This window comes from Stenotrophomonas sp. 63632_Sma, assembly GCF_056482875.1.
The window spans coordinates 3644708-3661134 of sequence record NZ_CM151220.1 but is presented as its reverse complement, the minus strand read 5'-3'; the positions used below and the strand labels follow the sequence as shown (position 1 = coordinate 3661134).

Genomic DNA, 16427 nt, shown 5'->3' with positions numbered 1-16427 from the left:
TCAGCAATGCAAGCAAGGAAACTCACGCTGGTGGAAATCGGCGTGGGCGGGCTGCCGTCCGCGTCTCCGGTGGCACCGCGCTTTTCCACGTGGTTCCCGGTGCCCTTCAAGGCACCGGACGTGCCGCCGGCGAACGGGGTTACCCCCACGCCGGTGGCCGACGGCGTCGTGCTCGAATGGGACGCCGTCAATCTGGAGGGCGTGGTCTACGTCATCTCGCGTAGCGAGAGCCAGGATGGGCCGTGGACGGAGATCCACCGCACCACCGACACCCGCTACGTCTACAGCGACGGCAGCGGCAAGACGTGGTGGTTCCAGATCACCCCGACCGTGCGTGGCAAGACAGGCACCGGAACGGTGGTGGGTATTGTTCCGCCCACGACCTCCAAGGACTTGGCCGAGCAGCAGGCCAAGCTGGCGGCGGAGATCAGCGCCCGGATCCAGGCGATCGCAGACGAGGCGGCGGCACGCGCTGCCGGGCTGGCGCAGGCTGCACAGGACCTGGTCGCCGAGGCACTGCTGCGGCAGCAGGGCGTGACCGAGGCCCTGCAGGCGGTCAGTGCAGAGGCCCAGGCGCGAATCGATGCGCTCCTGAATGAGAAGCTGGAGCGCGAGGCGGCGATCAGCCATGAGCAGCAACTGCGGCAGAGCGCCGATGAATCGCTGGCGCGCGCAGTGTCAGAGGTCGCGGCCGGCAGCGGGACGCAGTTCGACAGCATCAAGCTCTGGCCGTTCAATCAGACCATTGAAGGGTGGACGGGCAACGGTGCTCCCACGCTTGTAGATGGCTGGCTGCGGCCCGCAAACCACGCCACGGCGCCGTGGGTACAGTCGCCGGTGGCGCTGGCAGTGGACGGAAGCGCATACCGTTTCGTGAAGCTGCGCGTGAAGCGCGTGGGCTCGCCGATGTGGAGCGGGTTCCTGCAGTGGATCACTGCCACGGACCAGGCATGGAACACGCAGAAGCGTGCGGCCATCCCGGAGCCGGCGTGGGACGTGAATGGCGTGGCCACGGTCGACGTGCAGGACATTGCCTGGTGGCCGGCCACGGTTGATGCGATTCGCATGCAGCTGGGGGCGGCGCAGACCGTTGCCAGCTACTACCTGATCGACTACATCGCCGTGGGGCGTCCGCAGCCGGGTGCGTCGGTGGCGCTGGTGCAGGAGGAAACCCAAGCCCGGATCACGGCAGACGCGGCGGAGGCCACGCAACGCACCGCGCTGGCCGTGCAGATGCGCGGGAACTACAACGGGACGGATCCGCTGCAGCTGACCGCGGGCCTGGCCTACGAGGAGCTGAAGGCCCGAGTGGCTGCGGACTCGGCGCAGGTGCAGCGCATCAGCACGATGGAAGCTCGCATGCCGGTCGGCACCGGTTCGCTGGCAACCGCGGCATCGGTGACGGCGCTGCAGGAGGCCACCGCGACCACGACGAGCGCGCTGGCGCAGTCGATCACGACGATCAACGCCACATTGCCCGCGATGATTTCGCAGGGCAGCAGCATGGTCCTCAATGGCTCATGGCAGGCCGGCAAGGACGTTGGCTGGACCTACGACCCGGGTGCCACCGGCACGAGCTGGCCGGCGACGGAGGGGCGTGCAGGAGGCATGTGTGTGCGCTTCGACCCGGGGACCATCCGGCAGAAGGCCGCGTACGCCAATGGCCGCACCACAATGCCGACGAGCCCAGGCAAGAAGTACCGCTATGGCTGCTGGTATCGCAGCAGCCCGGACTTCAACGGCACTTCCGGCAACAGCAAGATGCGATTGGCGAATCAGAACGGAGAGCTGATTGGCGGGGCGACGTTCTTCGTGGCTGACAAGGCCAGTTGGACGTACCTGAGCGCCGTTTACACGATCCCGGATAGCACATCGATCACCGGGTTGCAGCTGAGCATCCTGGCCGACAACACCGCCGGTACGTTGTGGGTCGACGACGTAGCGCTGGAGGAAGTGACCGAACTTCTCGCGAACGCTCAAGCGATCTCGGACCTCAGCACCAGCGTGACGCAGTTGGGCAACACCGTCACGTCGCAGGCTGGACAGCTGACGGCGCTTCGCAGCGACCTGACCGGCGTTTCCGGGAGGACCGACGCCAACGCATCTGCCCTGCAGAACCTCACGACGCGCGTGACGACGGCAGAGGGCAAGATCGATTCGACTTCAACCAGTGTCACCAAGCTGCAGTCGGAGATGAAGGCCAGTTTGGCCGGTGGTGGTGGGATGTTCCCATCGGGGACGTTTGAGCAGTTCGCGGATGGCCAGGTGCTGTCCCAGGCCCATGGCACGACGTTCACCGTCAACCCGTCGGCAAAGCGCAATGGAAATCGTGGCCTGTTGATTCAGGTGCCGTCTGACGCCCGCCCTGATCTAAATGCCGATTGCTATCCGGTCACCGAGTTCATTCCCCTCGTCGGAGTTCGACGCCTATACGTCGAGGCGTGGGCGGCTCTTTCTTCTGGTAGCGCTGAGATTCCGGTCGACAACAAGAGCAATCTGCGCATTGGAGTTCAGACCTCTGCTGCAGGTTCTGGCGGTACGGGCAATGTTTGGACGACTGTGAATTGGGGTGTCGCCAGTCTGTCGAAAACCTCGTGGACGAAGGTGAGCGGTTACGTGACGACCAACGCGTCTGCGGCACAGGGGCGCTTGTTCGTTTCTCTCCCTGGTCACGCGACCGACCCCAAGTCCCAACGCGTGATCGGGTCGATTCTGCTGCTGGATGACATTGTCATCACCGACGTAACTGAGGCCTATGGTGCACATCAATCATCGGAGGCGAACGCGCAAGCCATCACCGGGCTTACAACGAGGGTGGTGAACGCCGAGGGCACGCTGACCAGCACAGCAAACCAGATCACCGTGCTGTCCAGCACCGTCAATGCGTCCTTCAACCGTGGCGAGAACCTCAACGTCAATGCCATGTTCGACGGTGACATGGCGCCCTTCGTCAAGGGGAACAGCAACCAGCAGAACGGTGATGTGACCTGGGTTCTTGGAGGCGGGCAGCAGGGCAGCGCAATCCAGATGGTGCACAAGGCCGGTGCTGCCGGCTCGCCGTTCGTCTACGCCAACGGCGGTCGTTGGGTTCCACTGAAGACAGGGCGCACTGGTCGCAAGCTGCGAACTGTGGTCGTTGCCAAGGTGATGGCTGGTGATGCAACGCTGACCGCGCGCTGCCGGGTTCGCCATAGTGCTGGGGAGGGCAACAACGATCAGACAACGCCGAACCTCACGAGTGCCTGGCAGCGGTTCGTGCTGGAGCATCCTGTGGGGGACGACCGCACCGAGGCCATGAGCCAGGTGTGGATTACCAATCGTGGGACAGGCGACGCCACGGTGCTTGTCGATCGCATCGAGTTCTACGACGTGACCGATGAGCTGCTGATCAGTGCCAACGCATCGGCAACGGCCGGGCTCACCACGGCGGTGAACCAGCAGGGCAGCAAGCTGGACGCGACTGCGCAGGACCTGGTGAGCCTGAAAACGCAGGTGGGCGATGTGTCGGCCAGCGGCTTCAACCAGATGCAGACCAAGGTGAATCAGCACGACGGACTGATTTCCGCCAACGCCACCGCAATCCAAGGTGTGCAGGCAGGGCTCGGCGGTAAGGCCGACGCCGCCGTGGTTGTGCAGATGGACGCTCGCATGAAGACGCTGGGCGGAGGCGGGAACCTGCTACGCACAGCGACCATGGAAGGTTCCTTGGACCCTGCATGGTTCACCCGCTGGGCGGACGGCCCGTGGAGGCGAAACAACATCGAGTTTCAGGACGGCCGCGTTCCTACTGGTATGAAGGCCATGGTCCACTATGCACCCATGGGGGGGGTGACAAACGGTTGGGGCTGTAGCACTTGCCAGATCGTACCCGCCGAGCCTGGGAAGACGTATATGGCGTCCGCTTACTTCAACAACTACCGCGTTCGTTCCCGCGTGCATGTGTTCTTTGTAGACGCGAACGGTAACGTGATCGGCCCGGAGTATGAGTCGCCGCTGGTTGAAAACTACGGACAGTCCAGCACCATGGGGGACTATAGGCGCACGTTTGTCCGCTCGGGAGTGTGTCCGCCGACTGCAAAAACGGTGTGGTTCCAGATCGTCTCCTTCAAGACGACGGACATCGCCAACGATGCCGCGATGTGGTGCGTTAACCCGATGCTGGAGCAGTGCCCCGCTGATGCCACGGCGCCGTCGCCGTGGGCTGCGGGTGGAATGGAATCCAGCGCTCAGTGGTCCGTAAACGTGCGGAACGATGGGGTCATTGCTGGTATGCGGGTCGCCGCTACCGGACGCACCGGCGAAGTAAACATCCTGGCCGATGTGTTCCGTGTGTCCTCGCCGGGAGGTGGACAGCGCACGGAGTATAGCGACGGGAACTGGCGCACCTACTACCCGAACGGGCAGCTCGCCACTCGCATGGGCTGGTGGCAATAGCAAATGGCGGGAGGCGCAAACGCCCTCCCGCCAATCAACAGAGGAGCAGACGCATGCCCGCAGGCATCCAGGCCTTCAACCCTGACGGGTCGTTGGAGATTGATTACACGACCCGCTTGGGGTTGTTCATTGGCACGGTTCAGACCGACGCTGTGCACGGTAATTCGACTTGGGTGGGACCGCTGCCCCCTGGGGATTTCCTCTTCTATGTGGTGCCTCCGCCGGCACAGCCTGGCCGCACTCCAACCGTTTGGTACTCGGATGGCCGGGTCTACTGGGGAACGGATGTGGATGCCAACGGGCAACCAGTCTTCTCCCTGGTCCCGGCAACTGTGCTGTACGGAGTGCACTGATATGCCAGCAGGCTTTGAGGCGTACACCCCAACTGGAACAGTGCAGGTCCGCAGTGATCTGCTCAACTTCCATCTGCGCCACAAGTTCGATATCAACGAAGCTGGCGCCGTTGCGTACCAGGTGTCTGGGATCGTAGTAACCCGGTACGTCACGCGTGACTTCCAGGCCAAGAGCCCCGTAGTTGCGGTCACTGGTCCGAACAACAACTTCGGGCTCAGCGTGATTCTGACCAATCTCGGCGGCAACAACTGGCGAGTGTCAGCCTACACGGGCTCATGGTTTGTGTTCGGAACGGTGTGGGTATACGACTCGGTTGTGACTGGAACGCCAGGCAAGACTGGCATCGAGGTCTACCGAGAGCACACCGGCGAACTGGCCTTCGCTTCCTGGGCAAAGCCTCTTCGAATCATGGGCGTAACGACTGCCCCGTTCGGAGCGGCTGAGGGAGCATACATGCAGGTCCCGGCTGGCAGACGCTACGCGGTGATCTCGTCTCGTTCGTGTCAGCGGATTGAGCGCGGCGTGGGCTTCCGCCTGACCGGGCCGCAGGGGGACGGGACTGGTGCAGCGGGTTCGGGGCGCTTCTACTATGCCGGCGCGACTGCCCTGATCCCGCAGGCCGACAATGCGACACAGTTCAGCGCATCGGGCCACTTCGTGCTGATCGACGTGACCGGCCACTAAGCTGCAGCGTCACGGCAACTGAACGACGGGGCGTGTCAGATTGCGCCCATGTGCTATTCCGCCCAGATCACCGCCGCCTACCAGAAGCTGGTCAGGATGACCGGCGCCACGCTGTCACTGCAGGAATTCGCCGCGCTCTATGCTCACGACCCGGGCAAGAAGCGGCCCAAGACCCCGAAGGCGATGGACGACGCCTTCCGGGGCGGGGCGAGCCCGGCTGAGCTGGCGGTGTGGGCTGAGGTGGAGCAGTGGAACCGGGTCGAGGCCGCGGTGCTTGAGCAGGAGCTGTTTGCCAACCGCAAGCGCCTGGCCGATGCCGAGCGGGCGCTGCAGGTGAAGGAGACGAAGAAGGCCCGGGAGGACGTGCGGATCGCCGGCAACAAGATCGATCGCGCCTTGGCCAAGCTGGCCGACCTGAAGCGTACCGACCCCAAGGACCGGGATTGCCGGATCTTCCCCGGCGTGTATGCCCCGGTGATCGTCTCCGAGGGTGGCAAGCTGGTGATCAGGCCCATGCGCTACCAGTGCCGGCTCGCCGGGAAGCCGGCCAACTACGACCAGCGTTACCCGGGCACCTACAACGCCCGCCGCGACAGCCTGGAGAAGTTCTGGGCGCCGGCCTTCGGCCACACCCACGGCCTGCTGGTGGTCGATACCTTCTACGAGAACGTGGAGGGGCCGGACGGCAAGAACCAGGTGGTGCAGTTCACACCGCGCACTGGTGAGCCGATGCTGGTGGCGTGCCTGTGGTCGCACTGGAAGGATCCGGCCCGCAAGGAGCCGGATCTGCTGTCCTTTGCCGCTATCACCGACGACCCGGAGCCAGAGGTGGCCGCTGCCGGGCACGACCGGACCATCATCAACATCAAGCCCGAGCACGTCGACGCGTGGCTCAATCCGGACCCAGCCGACCTGGCTGTGCTGTACCGGATCTTCGACGACAAGCGGCATCCGTTCTACGAGCACCAGCTGGCTGCGTAGGGAGAACCCCGAACGTCAGTGGGTGGTTGCCCGATAGTGCCCAGCCGCCGGCGCTGGCATTCTAACTGTGCCGGATCCGGGGCCGCAGGCAGCTCAACCCGGGGGCGCTTGAGCAGCGCCGCGCCGGCACCGATCCCGAACGATTCAGGCAGGTTGCTGCCGCGTTCGCAGGATCTGCGACGGTCGGCCGTATTCTTCCGGCCATGATCTCCTCCACCTACCAGGGCTTCCGCACCGCGCCGATCCCGTCTGGCTGGGTCCAGACCGGCGAGCGCTGGGCGCTCTGGTACAACGGCCGGGAAACGGCGAACGTCACGTTCGATGGCGGTCCTGGCGTCCGGCTGTGGATGGAAGGCCAGAAGATGTGGCACACCAAGGAAGCGCGCGCCGCCAACGTCCGACAGGCGAAGCGCTACGCCGAGCGCTGGTGCGCGGCCAGGCTCTATCCCGATCTGCCCCTTCGCGAGGCCGTCGCCCGGCTGACCGACAGCACCCCGATCCAGCCGCCGCCGCCACTGCCTGGCCTGCCGCCAACCCGTGAGCAGCAGCAACAGGCTCGGCGCCTGGCCGAGGCTGGGACAAAGGAGATCGAGCGAATCAAGGAAGCGCTGGAACCGCGCCGACCGCCGAAGGAGACCAAGCCCCGCCCGAAGGACGCACGCAAGGCGTGGGTGAGGGCAGGGCTTCAGCAGCTGCAGCGTGGTGTCTGAGAGGCCCGGGAGCGCTCCGCAATTGCTGCGGATGCTGCGTTTCTCTCGGTAAAAATGAACCTGCAGCGCGGCGCATTGCGGAGCGGAAATCATAGGTAAGCCATTGAATCGTAGAGATTCCTGACGAGCTTCCCAAGCTACTGACGTGGGTTCGATTCCCATCGCCCGCTCCATGTCTCCAGGGTGTTCACCCCAGGCAGACGCGGCGCAATCGTTGAACCACACCCCAGTCCAGCGTGTGGCAACGGCGCCGGAACCTCATTCTTCAATGCGTCGGGCTGTGGCTCTTCCGAACCACAGCCCGGGTGGCTTATGCGCCCGCTTGCGCAGCCGCGTCCTTGGCCGCGGCAGTGACGGAACTCCCGAAACCGGTATAGGTCGATCCGTTGCAGTGCAGGTATGCGCGGAAGACGACGCCATTCAACTCGGCGTTGTCAAAATAGCAGTGCGTACCGGTCTTGGATGATTTCTTCACAAGCCGCATTGCCATTGCGTTTGAATCGTCGACGCTGGAGCCAAGACCGGCAACGCTCCAGGACTGGCCCGGGCGGTTGCAGGTGTAGGGATACTTATAGCCATGCGCCGACCCATAGTAGTAGTCGACATTGCACCAGGCCTGCGTCGCCGCCAGGTTGATGGCCAGCTCAAGTACGTTCTGTCCCGCAGTGGTGGTCGTCATGCCATAGGCGGAAAGCGGTGTGGAACTGCATTCCGCTTTGATGCCAACACCCGGTGCCGGGATGCTGACATAGGGATCGCGTGCGAAGACACTGCAGACGGGTCCTTCCTCGGCGACGGCAAGGAAGCCATTGGCGTTGGCCGTCGCAGCATCGATATTGCTGCCAACGCCAGCGACCGTTCCATTCGTGCCGCAGCGCCGGATCACCACCCCTCCGCCGTTCGGCAGCATGTCCATGCCGGGGTCGCAGATGCCAGGCCCGATCGAAGCCCCCGCGGCTCTGGTGTAGTCACCTTCCGCGTTTGCGGCCATCGGGGCCTGGGTGGAAAGCAGTGCCAGCATCAGCGGAAAAGAAATCGCAGCCATTCAAAACCTCGAATCCATGAGTGAGTCGTGACGCTAGCAGAGGCGCCATTCTGGAAAACTGGAATTCGACCAATCCGCCAGTGCTGCAAGCCAGTGATCCGATTCAGAATGCCCACGTCTATGGAAATGTGCGGTAGTTCGCGCTGCGTCTCTGGCTGCGCGGCTGCCGCGGCGGGCTCCTGCAACCTCCGCTGTCTGCCGGGCCCGCTGGGCCGCAGGGTTCAGTTGGTGCTGGGCTTGGGGATGCTAAAAGATCGTTAACCCTTGCCTCCCATCGTCCGCTGCCCGGAGCGCGAATGATCCCCGCACTTTTGCCCCTCAGGCGTTGCTTTGATTTTTCAGGGCGATCCAACCGGAAGGAGTTCTGGTCGTACTCCCTGTCTGCTGCCCTTGTGGTGGCAGTGGGCTACACCTTGATGGACGGCGGATACTGGCTGACGGGCACCGTGCTGCTCGATGGGGAGGCCTTCGAGCCATTCCGGACGCTGGGGTGGGTCATGACGGTCTGCGCGGTCATCGTCCTCCTTCCGCCCATGCTGGCCCTGGCCGTTCGACGACTGCACGACATCGACGAGTCCGGCTGGTACGTCGTGATCGCCTTCATCCCGTTGGGTGTGTTCGTCCTCTTCCCGGTCATGCTTCTGCCGGGCAACGAGGAAGAGAATCGATTCGGCGGTGTTTCCGGCCTGCCGGGTGCCTGACTCAACGCCGGGCGAAGTCCACCAGGTCGGAAGGGTAGTGGGGGCAGGTGCGTAGCGTGGCGTCGTCACCGCCATACAGCACCACCAGCGCAGCCACTTCAAATGCCCAGTAGCCCCACGCGTTCGGCCCGATCAGGCGCCGGGTCCGCTTTTGAGCCTTTGGCGGCAGCAGGAAGAAGTCGCGGTACTGCACCTGCAGGTAGCCGGCCAGCAGTGAAGGGTCGAACGCTTCACCGTCGCGCAGCGGCGCGAACAGCTCGGCGAACGGTCGCGGATGAAAGACCTCATCACTGGCTTCCACCAGGCCCAGCGCCGGCGCGCTGAGGTAGTCCAGCACGCGGTCGGTGTCGAAACAGAGCACCTTCTCCACCAGCGCCGGCAGGCGTTCCTGCGCATCCAGCAGCACGCCCAGTGACAACAGCTGCAGTGCGTATTCGTAGTGCTGCGTTGTACGCGATTGCAACGACGCAGCCAGCGCGATGTCGTGGCCTTGCTGTTGCAGGCTGTCCCGGGCAAGGGCCAGCAAATGCGCATGCTCGAGCCAGAGATCTGCTACGTCGGCATGCATCTGCTGCAACGCCGTGGGGGCGAAGCCGCGGTCAACGCCTTTCAGCAGCAGGTTGCTGCCGGTCTGTGCAACCGTCTCCCAGCCGTAGGCATGCTCCAGGGCCGCATGTCCCTGCAGCGGTTCCTCCACAGATTCACCGCCATTGCGCGCATGGCGTGCAAGCAAGGCCATGCCTGCGTTCCAGTCCGCCTGCCAATCCGGCAGGCGAAGCGTGCGGCGCGGCTGGCCCGGGGCCTTGGCCAGTGCTCTCCATCGCGGCAGCATGTCCTGCAGCAGATTCCGGAGATTCACGGCAGTCATCGGTTCCATCATCAGCGAGAGTCTAGCGGCATTGCCGGCTCGAACCCCATTGCCTGGCAGAGCGTTGAAGGTTTGAATGGTGCACAGTCGCCGCCGCCCAGCCTGCATGACCGTTGATCGAATCGCCCTCCGCCGCTTCACCCAGTGGCTGCCGTTCCTGATATGGGTAGCGATCTGCGTGGTGTGGTGGTCGCCTTGGGGTGTGGTCGTTGGCCTGGCCGCATGCCTTGCCCTGGGCGGCGTGCTGCAGCACTTCGATCTGGTCGGCGATGCCGTAGGGGGCGCACTGCTGCGCTCGCGGGCGAAGCTGCCCTTCGCCACCCGGCCGCCCACGCATGATGTCCTGTTGGATTGGGGCGAGCTGGGCATGGGCGGGCCGGCCTACGGCACCCTGATGCTGCGCGATGGCGCCATTGTCGAGGGCGTATCCACCGCAGGCAGCCACGATGCCAGCGGCGAGTGGCTGGCGCTGGCGGGCAGCGCGCTGCGTTTGGCCAGTGGCTACAGCGATCGCAGCGAAGCGGTGATCGTCTACGACGAAGCGGACAAGAGGGTGATGCACCTGCTGGCGATTGTTCCCAGCCTGTTCTGGCAGGAGCTGCACGAGCGCCGGCAGCTTGGCGGGGATGCCGAAGCCGCGATGTGGTTGCGGGATATTCCCAGTCGATCGACCACGCTGCGCCCCTGCCGGGGTCTATGGCTGGAACAGGAGCATCCGGCGCTGGCCGCCGGGGTGCCGCAGGTGTTGCGGCATGTCCTGCCTGATGCCCGGGTGCTGCAGGCCATCCCGCTGCTTCCCGACGACCTGCGCCTGACTGCGCATCCGACCTTGTTCGCACGCATCTGCCCGTACGCGCTCTGTCTTGATGGCGAGCCCAGTGACCGTCACGCCTGCGATCTGGAGACGGTCATTGCCAGCCCGTCCGGTCGATGCGTGGTGGTGGCGGGAAGCGTGCTTGATGGGGATCTGCGTCCCATCGAGGGCGTATGGCTCGTTCACTGGCAGGGGCGTTGGCTGGCCATTGGCCGCCGTGCGATGGGCGGCACTGGCAAGACCCGGAGTGGGGCCTGGATCGATGTGATCGCGGTCGGCGATGACGGAACGCTTCGCTGCGAAGCCTATGAGGAACACTGGACGTTCGAGGCGATCACACGCATCCCCACGCCACATACGGCATTGGCGCTGCCTGTGGAATGGCGGGAAACCGCATTGGCCGTGCGTGTCCGCGATGGGGGCTTCTCGCTGCGCCTGCCCCGCGCGGATCAGCGGCCCTCAGTCACAGGTTAGACTGCGTCGAATCAAACAGGGAGGTTCCGGCATGCGTCGTCGATGCAGGCCGGGAAAGCGCTGGAAAAGCTGAAGAAATGGGCTGCGGGCAGTACCGGGTGCGGATGACCGGACTTCCGTATGGCTCATGCGCCTGCCGCCTGCACCTGTTGCGCATACTCCTCGGTAAACAGCCCTGACAATGCCCGGCGCTGCTCTGCATCGATGGCGCGCGAGGCGTTGGTTGTGTAGTCGAAATGCACCATCACGCAGCGCCCGCTGGCCACCAGGGCCTCGAACTGGAACGCCTGCTGCACGATCGACAGCGAGGAGCGGCCGATGTTTTCGATGCGGGTCTCGATGCGCACTTCGTGTCCCGGCTGTATCTGCTGCAGGAAGTCGATTTCGTAGCGGCGCAGGATCAGCGTCAGGTCGCGCATGCTGGCCTCGCGGCTGAGATGGCGGAAGATCTCCTGGCGACCTTCCTCGAACCAGACGGGCAGGGCGGTGTTGGTGACGTGGCCGAGTACATCCACTTCGGAGAAACGCGGAAGGATCGTCAACGGCATGAAGTCTCCGGGGTGTAGTGGGTGGGGTCTCCGGCGACGGTGCTGCCATCGCCGGAGACAGTGCGGCGACTACCGGCTGTCAGTCTGAGTAGAAGCCGTTGCCGAGGGTGCCGGGCAGGCCGGGTTCCGGCCACGGCATCAGTGACGTGCAGGCGTCATACAGCGTGCAGAAGTCCTGCCGCAGTTGTGCAGGCACCCAGCTGCCATAGGAAACGTCGGTCGAGTCGCCCTGGCAGGCGTAGGAAACATCGATCCAGCGGGTATTGGCGTGTGAGGCAACGCCCTGGTGCTGTGTCTTGCCCGTGCAGTAGCGCAGGCCCTGGCCGATCAGGGTGTTGTTGGCATCGAAGTAGAGCCGGGAGACTGCGTGGGTGGGCGCAGCCTGTACGTGTGCGGCGCTCCCCATCAGGCCAAACAGCAACAACAGCGGAATTCCCATTCGCATCTGTGGTTCTCCTTGGGTTGTGTAAGCCGGCCGTGTCCTGTCCTGTAGCCGGCAACAGCCATCTTCGCACAGCCCCGGCAGGCACGCAGATACGGCGGCCTGCAGGGCATCATCCGCCCGCCACACGCCCGCGCTATGCTGCGCGCCTGCCGTCCGATCCTGCCGCGATGAAGCTCGCCATCCTGTCCCGCAACAGCTCCCTGTACTCCACCCGCCGGCTGGTCGAGGCGGCGCGCGCGCGCGGCCACACCGTTCGCATCCTCGACCCGCTGCGCTGCTACATGCGCATCGCCGCCGATGGTTTTTCGATGCACTACAAGGGCCGGCCGATGACCGGCGTGGACATGGTCATCCCGCGCATCGGCGCCTCGATCACCCGCTATGGCACCGCCGTGCTGCGCCAGTTCGAGCTGATGGGCGCGCGTACTCCCAACCCGTCCGATGCGATCCTGCGTTCGCGCGACAAGCTGCGCGCGCACCAGTTGCTGGCAGCCAAGGGCATCGACATGCCGGTCACCGTGTTCGGCGACAACCCCGATGACACCGTCGACCTGCTGTCCATGCTCGGCCCGCCGCCGCACGTGGTGAAGCTCAACGAGGGCACCCAGGGACGGGGCGTGATCCTCACCGAGAAGGCCAGCGCTTCGCGTGGCATCGTCGAGGCCCTGCGGGGCCTGTACGCCAACTTCCTGATGCAGGAGTTCATCGGCGAAGCCAAGGGCGCCGACCTGCGCTGCTTCGTGGTCGGTGACCAGGTGGTGGCGTCGATGCAGCGCCAGGCGCCGGAAGGTGACTTCCGCTCCAACCTGCATGCCGGCGGCACCGCGGTGGCGGCCAAGGCCAGCCGCGCCGAACAGCAGGTGGCGGTGCGTTCGGCCAAGGCGCTGGGCTTGTCGGTCTGTGGTGTGGACCTGATCCGCTCCGCGCGTGGCCCGCTGGTGCTGGAGGTCAACTCCACGCCAGGGCTGGAGGGCATCGAAGCCGCCTGCGGGGTGGATGTGGCCACGCGTATCATCGAGCACGTCGAGAAGATCAAAAAGCCGTGATTAATCAATGGCTTGAAATTCTCATGGGCAAATGAGGCCGGCTTTAACGCGCCTTTAATCGGCGCCGGCGTAGCCTTCAGCGAACCGCAGCTCTGCCTCTCAGCAGGATCGGTATCGGGATACGACTTCAGACCCAGGCGGGGCACCGCCTGGGTCTTTTTTATGCCGCCGGAAGTCCCTTGTGGAGGCAGCGTGACGGCCGTAGAGTGGCGCCCATCGTTCCTGGATGGATCCGGAGGCTGGCGATGTACCGCATCACGATGATCGCGTTGTTGCTGGGGCTGTCTGGTGCTGTCTCCGCCAAGCCGGAGAAGACCGCCATACAGATGGACGGGCAGGCCCCGGTGGCCGAGCAGGTCCGGCGGGTTGAGAAGGCCCTCGATGACGGCGAGTACAGCGAGATTTCCGCCGATGACCGCGCCCAGGTGCAGCAGGCACTGGCGCGCATCACCCAGCGCATGGGCGACCACCGCACGCTTCAGGAGCTCCCGCCGCAGGTCCAGGCGGAGGTCTTCAACGACCAGGAGCGGATCAACACCGTTCTTGTCCGCGCCCACGAGGACAGCCGCCAGATCTGTCAGCACACCCGCACCACCGGCAGCAACATGCCTAAGAGCCGCTGCCTGACCGTGGCCGAGCGCCGCCGGATCGAAGAAAAGGGCAAGGCCCTGCTCAACGACCAGCGCACCTTCAACAACTTCAACCCTGCCACCAACCACTAGGCCGTCCGGTGCCCCTGCGCATGGCACTTGCTGGCGTGAAGGTGGTGCGAATACAGTCAACACTCAACTCAAACAAGGATTCGTTTGTCATGAAGTCCCTCCTGATGTCGGCGGTCCTGATCTCAGGCCTGACCCTGGCCACCGCCGCCTCTGCATCGAACCAGTCCGGTGAGGTCTTTATCCCCGGCAAGCCGCTGCAGCAGCAGATCGAGCGCATCGAAATCGAACTCAACGATGGCGAGACCTACAGCGAACTGAAGCAGACCGACCGCAGCCGCGTACGCGAGGCGCTGGTGCGCATGCGTACGGCCGTCGAGCAGCATCCTGACCGCGATTCCATGCCTGAACAGGTACGAACCGATGTCTTCAACGACCAGCAGATCGTGAACACGGTTTTGACACAGGCACGTGAGGATAGTCGTCTAATATGCCAACGTGAAAAGGCCACGGGTTCGAACCGGTCCACGACGCAGTGCACTACCGTTGCCGAGCGCGCCCGGCGGAAGGACAAGGCACAGCGTGATATGGGCCAGGCCCAGCGCATCGGCAAATTCGTAAATTAGAGGTGACAGTGAGAATCCTGGTAATCGAAGACAACAGCGACATTGCGGCCAACCTGGGCGACTACCTGGAGGACCGGGGCCACACCGTGGACTTCGCGGCTGACGGGGTTACCGGTCTGCACCTGGCCGTGGTGCACGAGTTCGACGCGATCGTGCTGGATCTCAATCTGCCAGGCATGGACGGCATCGAGGTCTGCCGCAAGTTGCGCAATGAAGCGCGCAAGCAGACCCCGGTACTGATGCTCACCGCCCGCGATTCGCTGGACAACAAGCTGGCCGGCTTCGATTCCGGCGCGGACGACTACCTGATCAAGCCGTTCGCGCTGCAGGAAGTGGAAGTGCGTCTGAACGCCCTGTCGCGACGCGGCAAGGGCGTGCAGACCCGCGTGCTGGAAACCGGCGATCTGGAATACAACCTGGATACGCTGGAAGTGCGCCGCCAGGGCAAGCTGCTGCAGCTCAACCCGACCGCACTGAAGATCCTGCAGGCGCTGATGGAAGCGGCCCCGGCCGTGGTGACCCGCCAGGAGCTGGAAACCCGTGTGTGGGGTGAAGAACTGCCCGATTCGGATTCCCTGCGCGTGCACATCCATGGCCTGCGCGCGGTGGTCGACAAGCCGTTTGAAGTGCCGCTGATCCAGACCCGCCATGGCATCGGATACCGCATCGCCACCCCGGAAGCCTGATTCGGTGGCAACCAAGGGGGAGCGCCGGCGCACGCCTTATCGGCGGCGCCTGCGCAGCCGCATCATCGTTTCGTTCGTGTTGTTGGGCTTCTGCCTGACGACACTGTTTGCGTTCGCCACCAACTGGGCCCGCCTGCGCGTGGAAAACCAGCTGGTGGAAGAGCTGATGAACCGCAACATCGACGAGTATGCGCGCCGCTATTACGAGCACCCCGGGCATAACCCGGACGCACCGGTGCTGCAGATCAAGGCCTATGCCTATTCGAAGGACAAGTTCGACCGGGTGCGCGAAGAGCGCGCGCAGTGGGCGGGCTTTTCCGATGGCATCCACAGCGTCAGCGGCGATGAGCACGGCGAGCCGTACTCCTACAAGCTGGCCGTACGCAAGACGCCCGACGCCTGGTTCTTCCTCGCCTATGACATGACCGACAGCGTGCGCGGCGGCAAACAGCTCAACCGCGCGCTGGTGCTGTCGGTGCTGGTGTTCAGCGTGCTGTCGCTGGTGCTGGGCTGGTGGTCGGCCTCGAAGGTGATGAAGCCGGTGTCGGATCTGGCCGCGCGGCTGCGTGCCTATCGCGGCGGCACCAGTGATCCCGAGCCGTTGGCGCCACGCTTCCCCGACGACGAAGTGGGGCAGCTGGCCCAGGCGCTGGACGACTATTCCTCGCGGCTGACCGAAGTGGTGCAGCGCGACCGTGAATTCAATGCAGACGTCAGCCATGAGCTGCGTACGCCGCTGGCAGTGATCCGTGGCGCCACCGAGCTGCTGCTGACCCGGCCCGGCCTGGACGAGAAGGTGCTGCAGCGCCTGCAGCGCATCCAGCGCGCCGAACAGCAGTGCAGCGATCTGATCGGCGCGCTGCTGCTGCTGTCGCGCAACGAGCGCGGGCAGGGCACCAGCAACGTCGCCCGCGTGGCCGAGCAGCTGCTGGACGCACACCGTGCGCAGCTGGGTGGCAAGCCGCTGGAGCTGCTGCTGGAAGGTGAGCGCAATCTGGTGATCGACGCGCCCGAGGCGGCGTTGTCGGTGGCACTGGGCAACCTGATCGGCAACGCCGTGAAGTACTCGCAGGACGGCGAGGTGCGCGTGTTCGTCGGCACCAACTCGGTGTCGGTAACCGACAGTGGCCCGGGCCTGAGCGAGGAAGACGCGGCCAAGCTGTTCCAGCGTGGCTACCGCGGCACGCATGCCGGCCACTCGCAGGGCGGCGGCATCGGCCTGTCGATCGTCAGTCGCCTGTGCGACCTGTACGGCTGGCAGGTAAGCGTGCGCCCCGGCGGCCAGCGTGGCGTGATTGCCACCCTGACGTTCTCGCCGAAGCCGTTGTAAGGGCCCCTACTTTGGTGGGTGC

General features: G+C 64.5%; 15 protein-coding genes. 11 read left to right on the top strand and 4 right to left on the bottom strand.

The genetic code is table 11. The features are described 5' to 3' along the window. The first annotated feature begins 6 nt into the window (after window positions 1–6). The 4 genes from ACZK45_RS16935 (at window position 7) to ACZK45_RS16920 (ending at window position 7163) form a co-directional block, all read left to right on the top strand. Window positions 7–4434, top strand: coding sequence for a hypothetical protein (locus tag ACZK45_RS16935; RefSeq protein WP_478444957.1), 4428 nt, complete (start codon window positions 7–9; stop codon window positions 4432–4434). 354 nt (window positions 4435–4788) lie between these two features. Then, window positions 4789–5472, top strand: coding sequence for a hypothetical protein (locus tag ACZK45_RS16930; protein ID WP_478444956.1), 684 nt, complete (start codon window positions 4789–4791; stop codon window positions 5470–5472). Window positions 5473–5520: 48 nt separating this feature from the next. After that, window positions 5521–6453 (top strand): SOS response-associated peptidase family protein, encoded by a 933-nt coding sequence (locus tag ACZK45_RS16925; RefSeq protein ID WP_478444955.1) that lies wholly within the window; start codon window positions 5521–5523, stop codon window positions 6451–6453. A gap of 203 nt (window positions 6454–6656) precedes the next feature. Next, window positions 6657–7163 (top strand): hypothetical protein, encoded by a 507-nt coding sequence (locus ACZK45_RS16920; RefSeq protein ID WP_478444954.1) that lies wholly within the window; start codon window positions 6657–6659, stop codon window positions 7161–7163. A 310-nt stretch (window positions 7164–7473) separates the two neighbouring features. On the opposite strand, the gene ACZK45_RS16915 is transcribed toward ACZK45_RS16920, so the two are convergent. Next, window positions 7474–8208: a hypothetical protein gene (locus ACZK45_RS16915; RefSeq protein WP_125892726.1), complete on the bottom strand. Its 735-nt coding sequence runs from the start codon at window positions 8206–8208 to the stop codon at window positions 7474–7476. Between the two features lie 296 nt (window positions 8209–8504). On the opposite strand from ACZK45_RS16915, the gene ACZK45_RS16910 reads away from it, so the two are divergent. After that, window positions 8505–8909, top strand: coding sequence for a DUF805 domain-containing protein (locus ACZK45_RS16910; protein WP_049425112.1), 405 nt, complete (start codon window positions 8505–8507; stop codon window positions 8907–8909). A 1-nt stretch (window position 8910) separates the two neighbouring features. On the opposite strand, the gene ACZK45_RS16905 is transcribed toward ACZK45_RS16910, so the two are convergent. Next, window positions 8911–9885, bottom strand: coding sequence for a PoNe immunity protein domain-containing protein (locus ACZK45_RS16905; protein ID WP_478444953.1), 975 nt, complete (start codon window positions 9883–9885; stop codon window positions 8911–8913). Between ACZK45_RS16905 and ACZK45_RS16900 the strand changes: the two genes are divergently transcribed. Further along, window positions 9884–11065: a hypothetical protein gene (locus ACZK45_RS16900; RefSeq protein WP_478444952.1), complete on the top strand. Its 1182-nt coding sequence runs from the start codon at window positions 9884–9886 to the stop codon at window positions 11063–11065. The genes ACZK45_RS16905 and ACZK45_RS16900 overlap by 2 nt on opposite strands. A 125-nt stretch (window positions 11066–11190) precedes the next feature. On the opposite strand, the gene ACZK45_RS16895 is transcribed toward ACZK45_RS16900, so the two are convergent. Both ACZK45_RS16895 and ACZK45_RS16890 read right to left on the bottom strand, forming a co-directional pair. Continuing rightward, a complete protein-coding gene (locus tag ACZK45_RS16895) occupies window positions 11191–11613 on the bottom strand; it encodes an acyl-CoA thioesterase (protein ID WP_478444951.1) in 423 nt (140 codons plus the stop codon). 79 nt (window positions 11614–11692) lie between these two features. Continuing rightward, window positions 11693–12058, bottom strand: coding sequence for a hypothetical protein (locus tag ACZK45_RS16890; RefSeq protein ID WP_223224661.1), 366 nt, complete (start codon window positions 12056–12058; stop codon window positions 11693–11695). Between the two features lie 167 nt (window positions 12059–12225). Here ACZK45_RS16890 and rimK point away from each other — a divergent pair, with 167 nt between their 5' ends. From rimK to ACZK45_RS16865, 5 genes are all read left to right on the top strand, one after another. Next, on the top strand, window positions 12226–13104 hold the full coding sequence (gene rimK, locus ACZK45_RS16885; protein ID WP_005418651.1) for a 30S ribosomal protein S6--L-glutamate ligase: 879 nt from the start codon (window positions 12226–12228) through the stop codon (window positions 13102–13104). Between the two features lie 245 nt (window positions 13105–13349). Beyond that, window positions 13350–13826, top strand: a complete 477-nt coding sequence (locus tag ACZK45_RS16880; RefSeq protein WP_010481495.1) for a hypothetical protein — start codon at window positions 13350–13352, stop codon at window positions 13824–13826. An 89-nt stretch (window positions 13827–13915) separates the two neighbouring features. Beyond that, window positions 13916–14389 (top strand): hypothetical protein, encoded by a 474-nt coding sequence (locus ACZK45_RS16875; RefSeq protein ID WP_071229642.1) that lies wholly within the window; start codon window positions 13916–13918, stop codon window positions 14387–14389. An 8-nt stretch (window positions 14390–14397) separates the two neighbouring features. Continuing rightward, window positions 14398–15075 carry a response regulator transcription factor gene (locus ACZK45_RS16870; RefSeq protein ID WP_005410804.1) on the top strand — a complete coding sequence of 226 codons (678 nt, stop codon included), beginning with the start codon at window positions 14398–14400 and terminating at the stop codon, window positions 15073–15075. Beyond that, window positions 15038–16405 carry a sensor histidine kinase gene (locus tag ACZK45_RS16865; protein ID WP_032128829.1) on the top strand — a complete coding sequence of 456 codons (1368 nt, stop codon included), beginning with the start codon at window positions 15038–15040 and terminating at the stop codon, window positions 16403–16405. Before ACZK45_RS16870 ends, ACZK45_RS16865 begins: the two co-directional genes overlap by 38 nt. Window positions 16406–16427 lie beyond the last annotated feature (22 nt).

What these genes read in the sequence shown, in the direction of transcription:
- ACZK45_RS16930 (WP_478444956.1), top strand. Translation starts at nt 4,789, where the DNA reads ATGCCAGCAGGCTTTGAGGCGTACACCCCAACTGGAACAGTGCAGGTC.
- ACZK45_RS16865 (WP_032128829.1), top strand. Translation starts at nt 15,038, where the DNA reads ATGGCATCGGATACCGCATCGCCACCCCGGAAGCCTGATTCGGTGGCA.
- ACZK45_RS16895 (WP_478444951.1), bottom strand. Translation starts at nt 11,613, where the DNA reads ATGCCGTTGACGATCCTTCCGCGTTTCTCCGAAGTGGATGTACTCGGC.
- ACZK45_RS16925 (WP_478444955.1), top strand. Translation starts at nt 5,521, where the DNA reads ATGTGCTATTCCGCCCAGATCACCGCCGCCTACCAGAAGCTGGTCAGG.
- ACZK45_RS16935 (WP_478444957.1), top strand. Translation starts at nt 7, where the DNA reads ATGCAAGCAAGGAAACTCACGCTGGTGGAAATCGGCGTGGGCGGGCTG.
- ACZK45_RS16890 (WP_223224661.1), bottom strand. Translation starts at nt 12,058, where the DNA reads ATGCGAATGGGAATTCCGCTGTTGTTGCTGTTTGGCCTGATGGGGAGC.
- ACZK45_RS16905 (WP_478444953.1), bottom strand. Translation starts at nt 9,885, where the DNA reads ATGCAGGCTGGGCGGCGGCGACTGTGCACCATTCAAACCTTCAACGCT.
- ACZK45_RS16880 (WP_010481495.1), top strand. Translation starts at nt 13,350, where the DNA reads ATGTACCGCATCACGATGATCGCGTTGTTGCTGGGGCTGTCTGGTGCT.
- rimK (WP_005418651.1), top strand. Translation starts at nt 12,226, where the DNA reads ATGAAGCTCGCCATCCTGTCCCGCAACAGCTCCCTGTACTCCACCCGC.
- ACZK45_RS16900 (WP_478444952.1), top strand. Translation starts at nt 9,884, where the DNA reads ATGACCGTTGATCGAATCGCCCTCCGCCGCTTCACCCAGTGGCTGCCG.
- ACZK45_RS16910 (WP_049425112.1), top strand. Translation starts at nt 8,505, where the DNA reads ATGATCCCCGCACTTTTGCCCCTCAGGCGTTGCTTTGATTTTTCAGGG.
- ACZK45_RS16920 (WP_478444954.1), top strand. Translation starts at nt 6,657, where the DNA reads ATGATCTCCTCCACCTACCAGGGCTTCCGCACCGCGCCGATCCCGTCT.
- ACZK45_RS16875 (WP_071229642.1), top strand. Translation starts at nt 13,916, where the DNA reads ATGAAGTCCCTCCTGATGTCGGCGGTCCTGATCTCAGGCCTGACCCTG.
- ACZK45_RS16915 (WP_125892726.1), bottom strand. Translation starts at nt 8,208, where the DNA reads ATGGCTGCGATTTCTTTTCCGCTGATGCTGGCACTGCTTTCCACCCAG.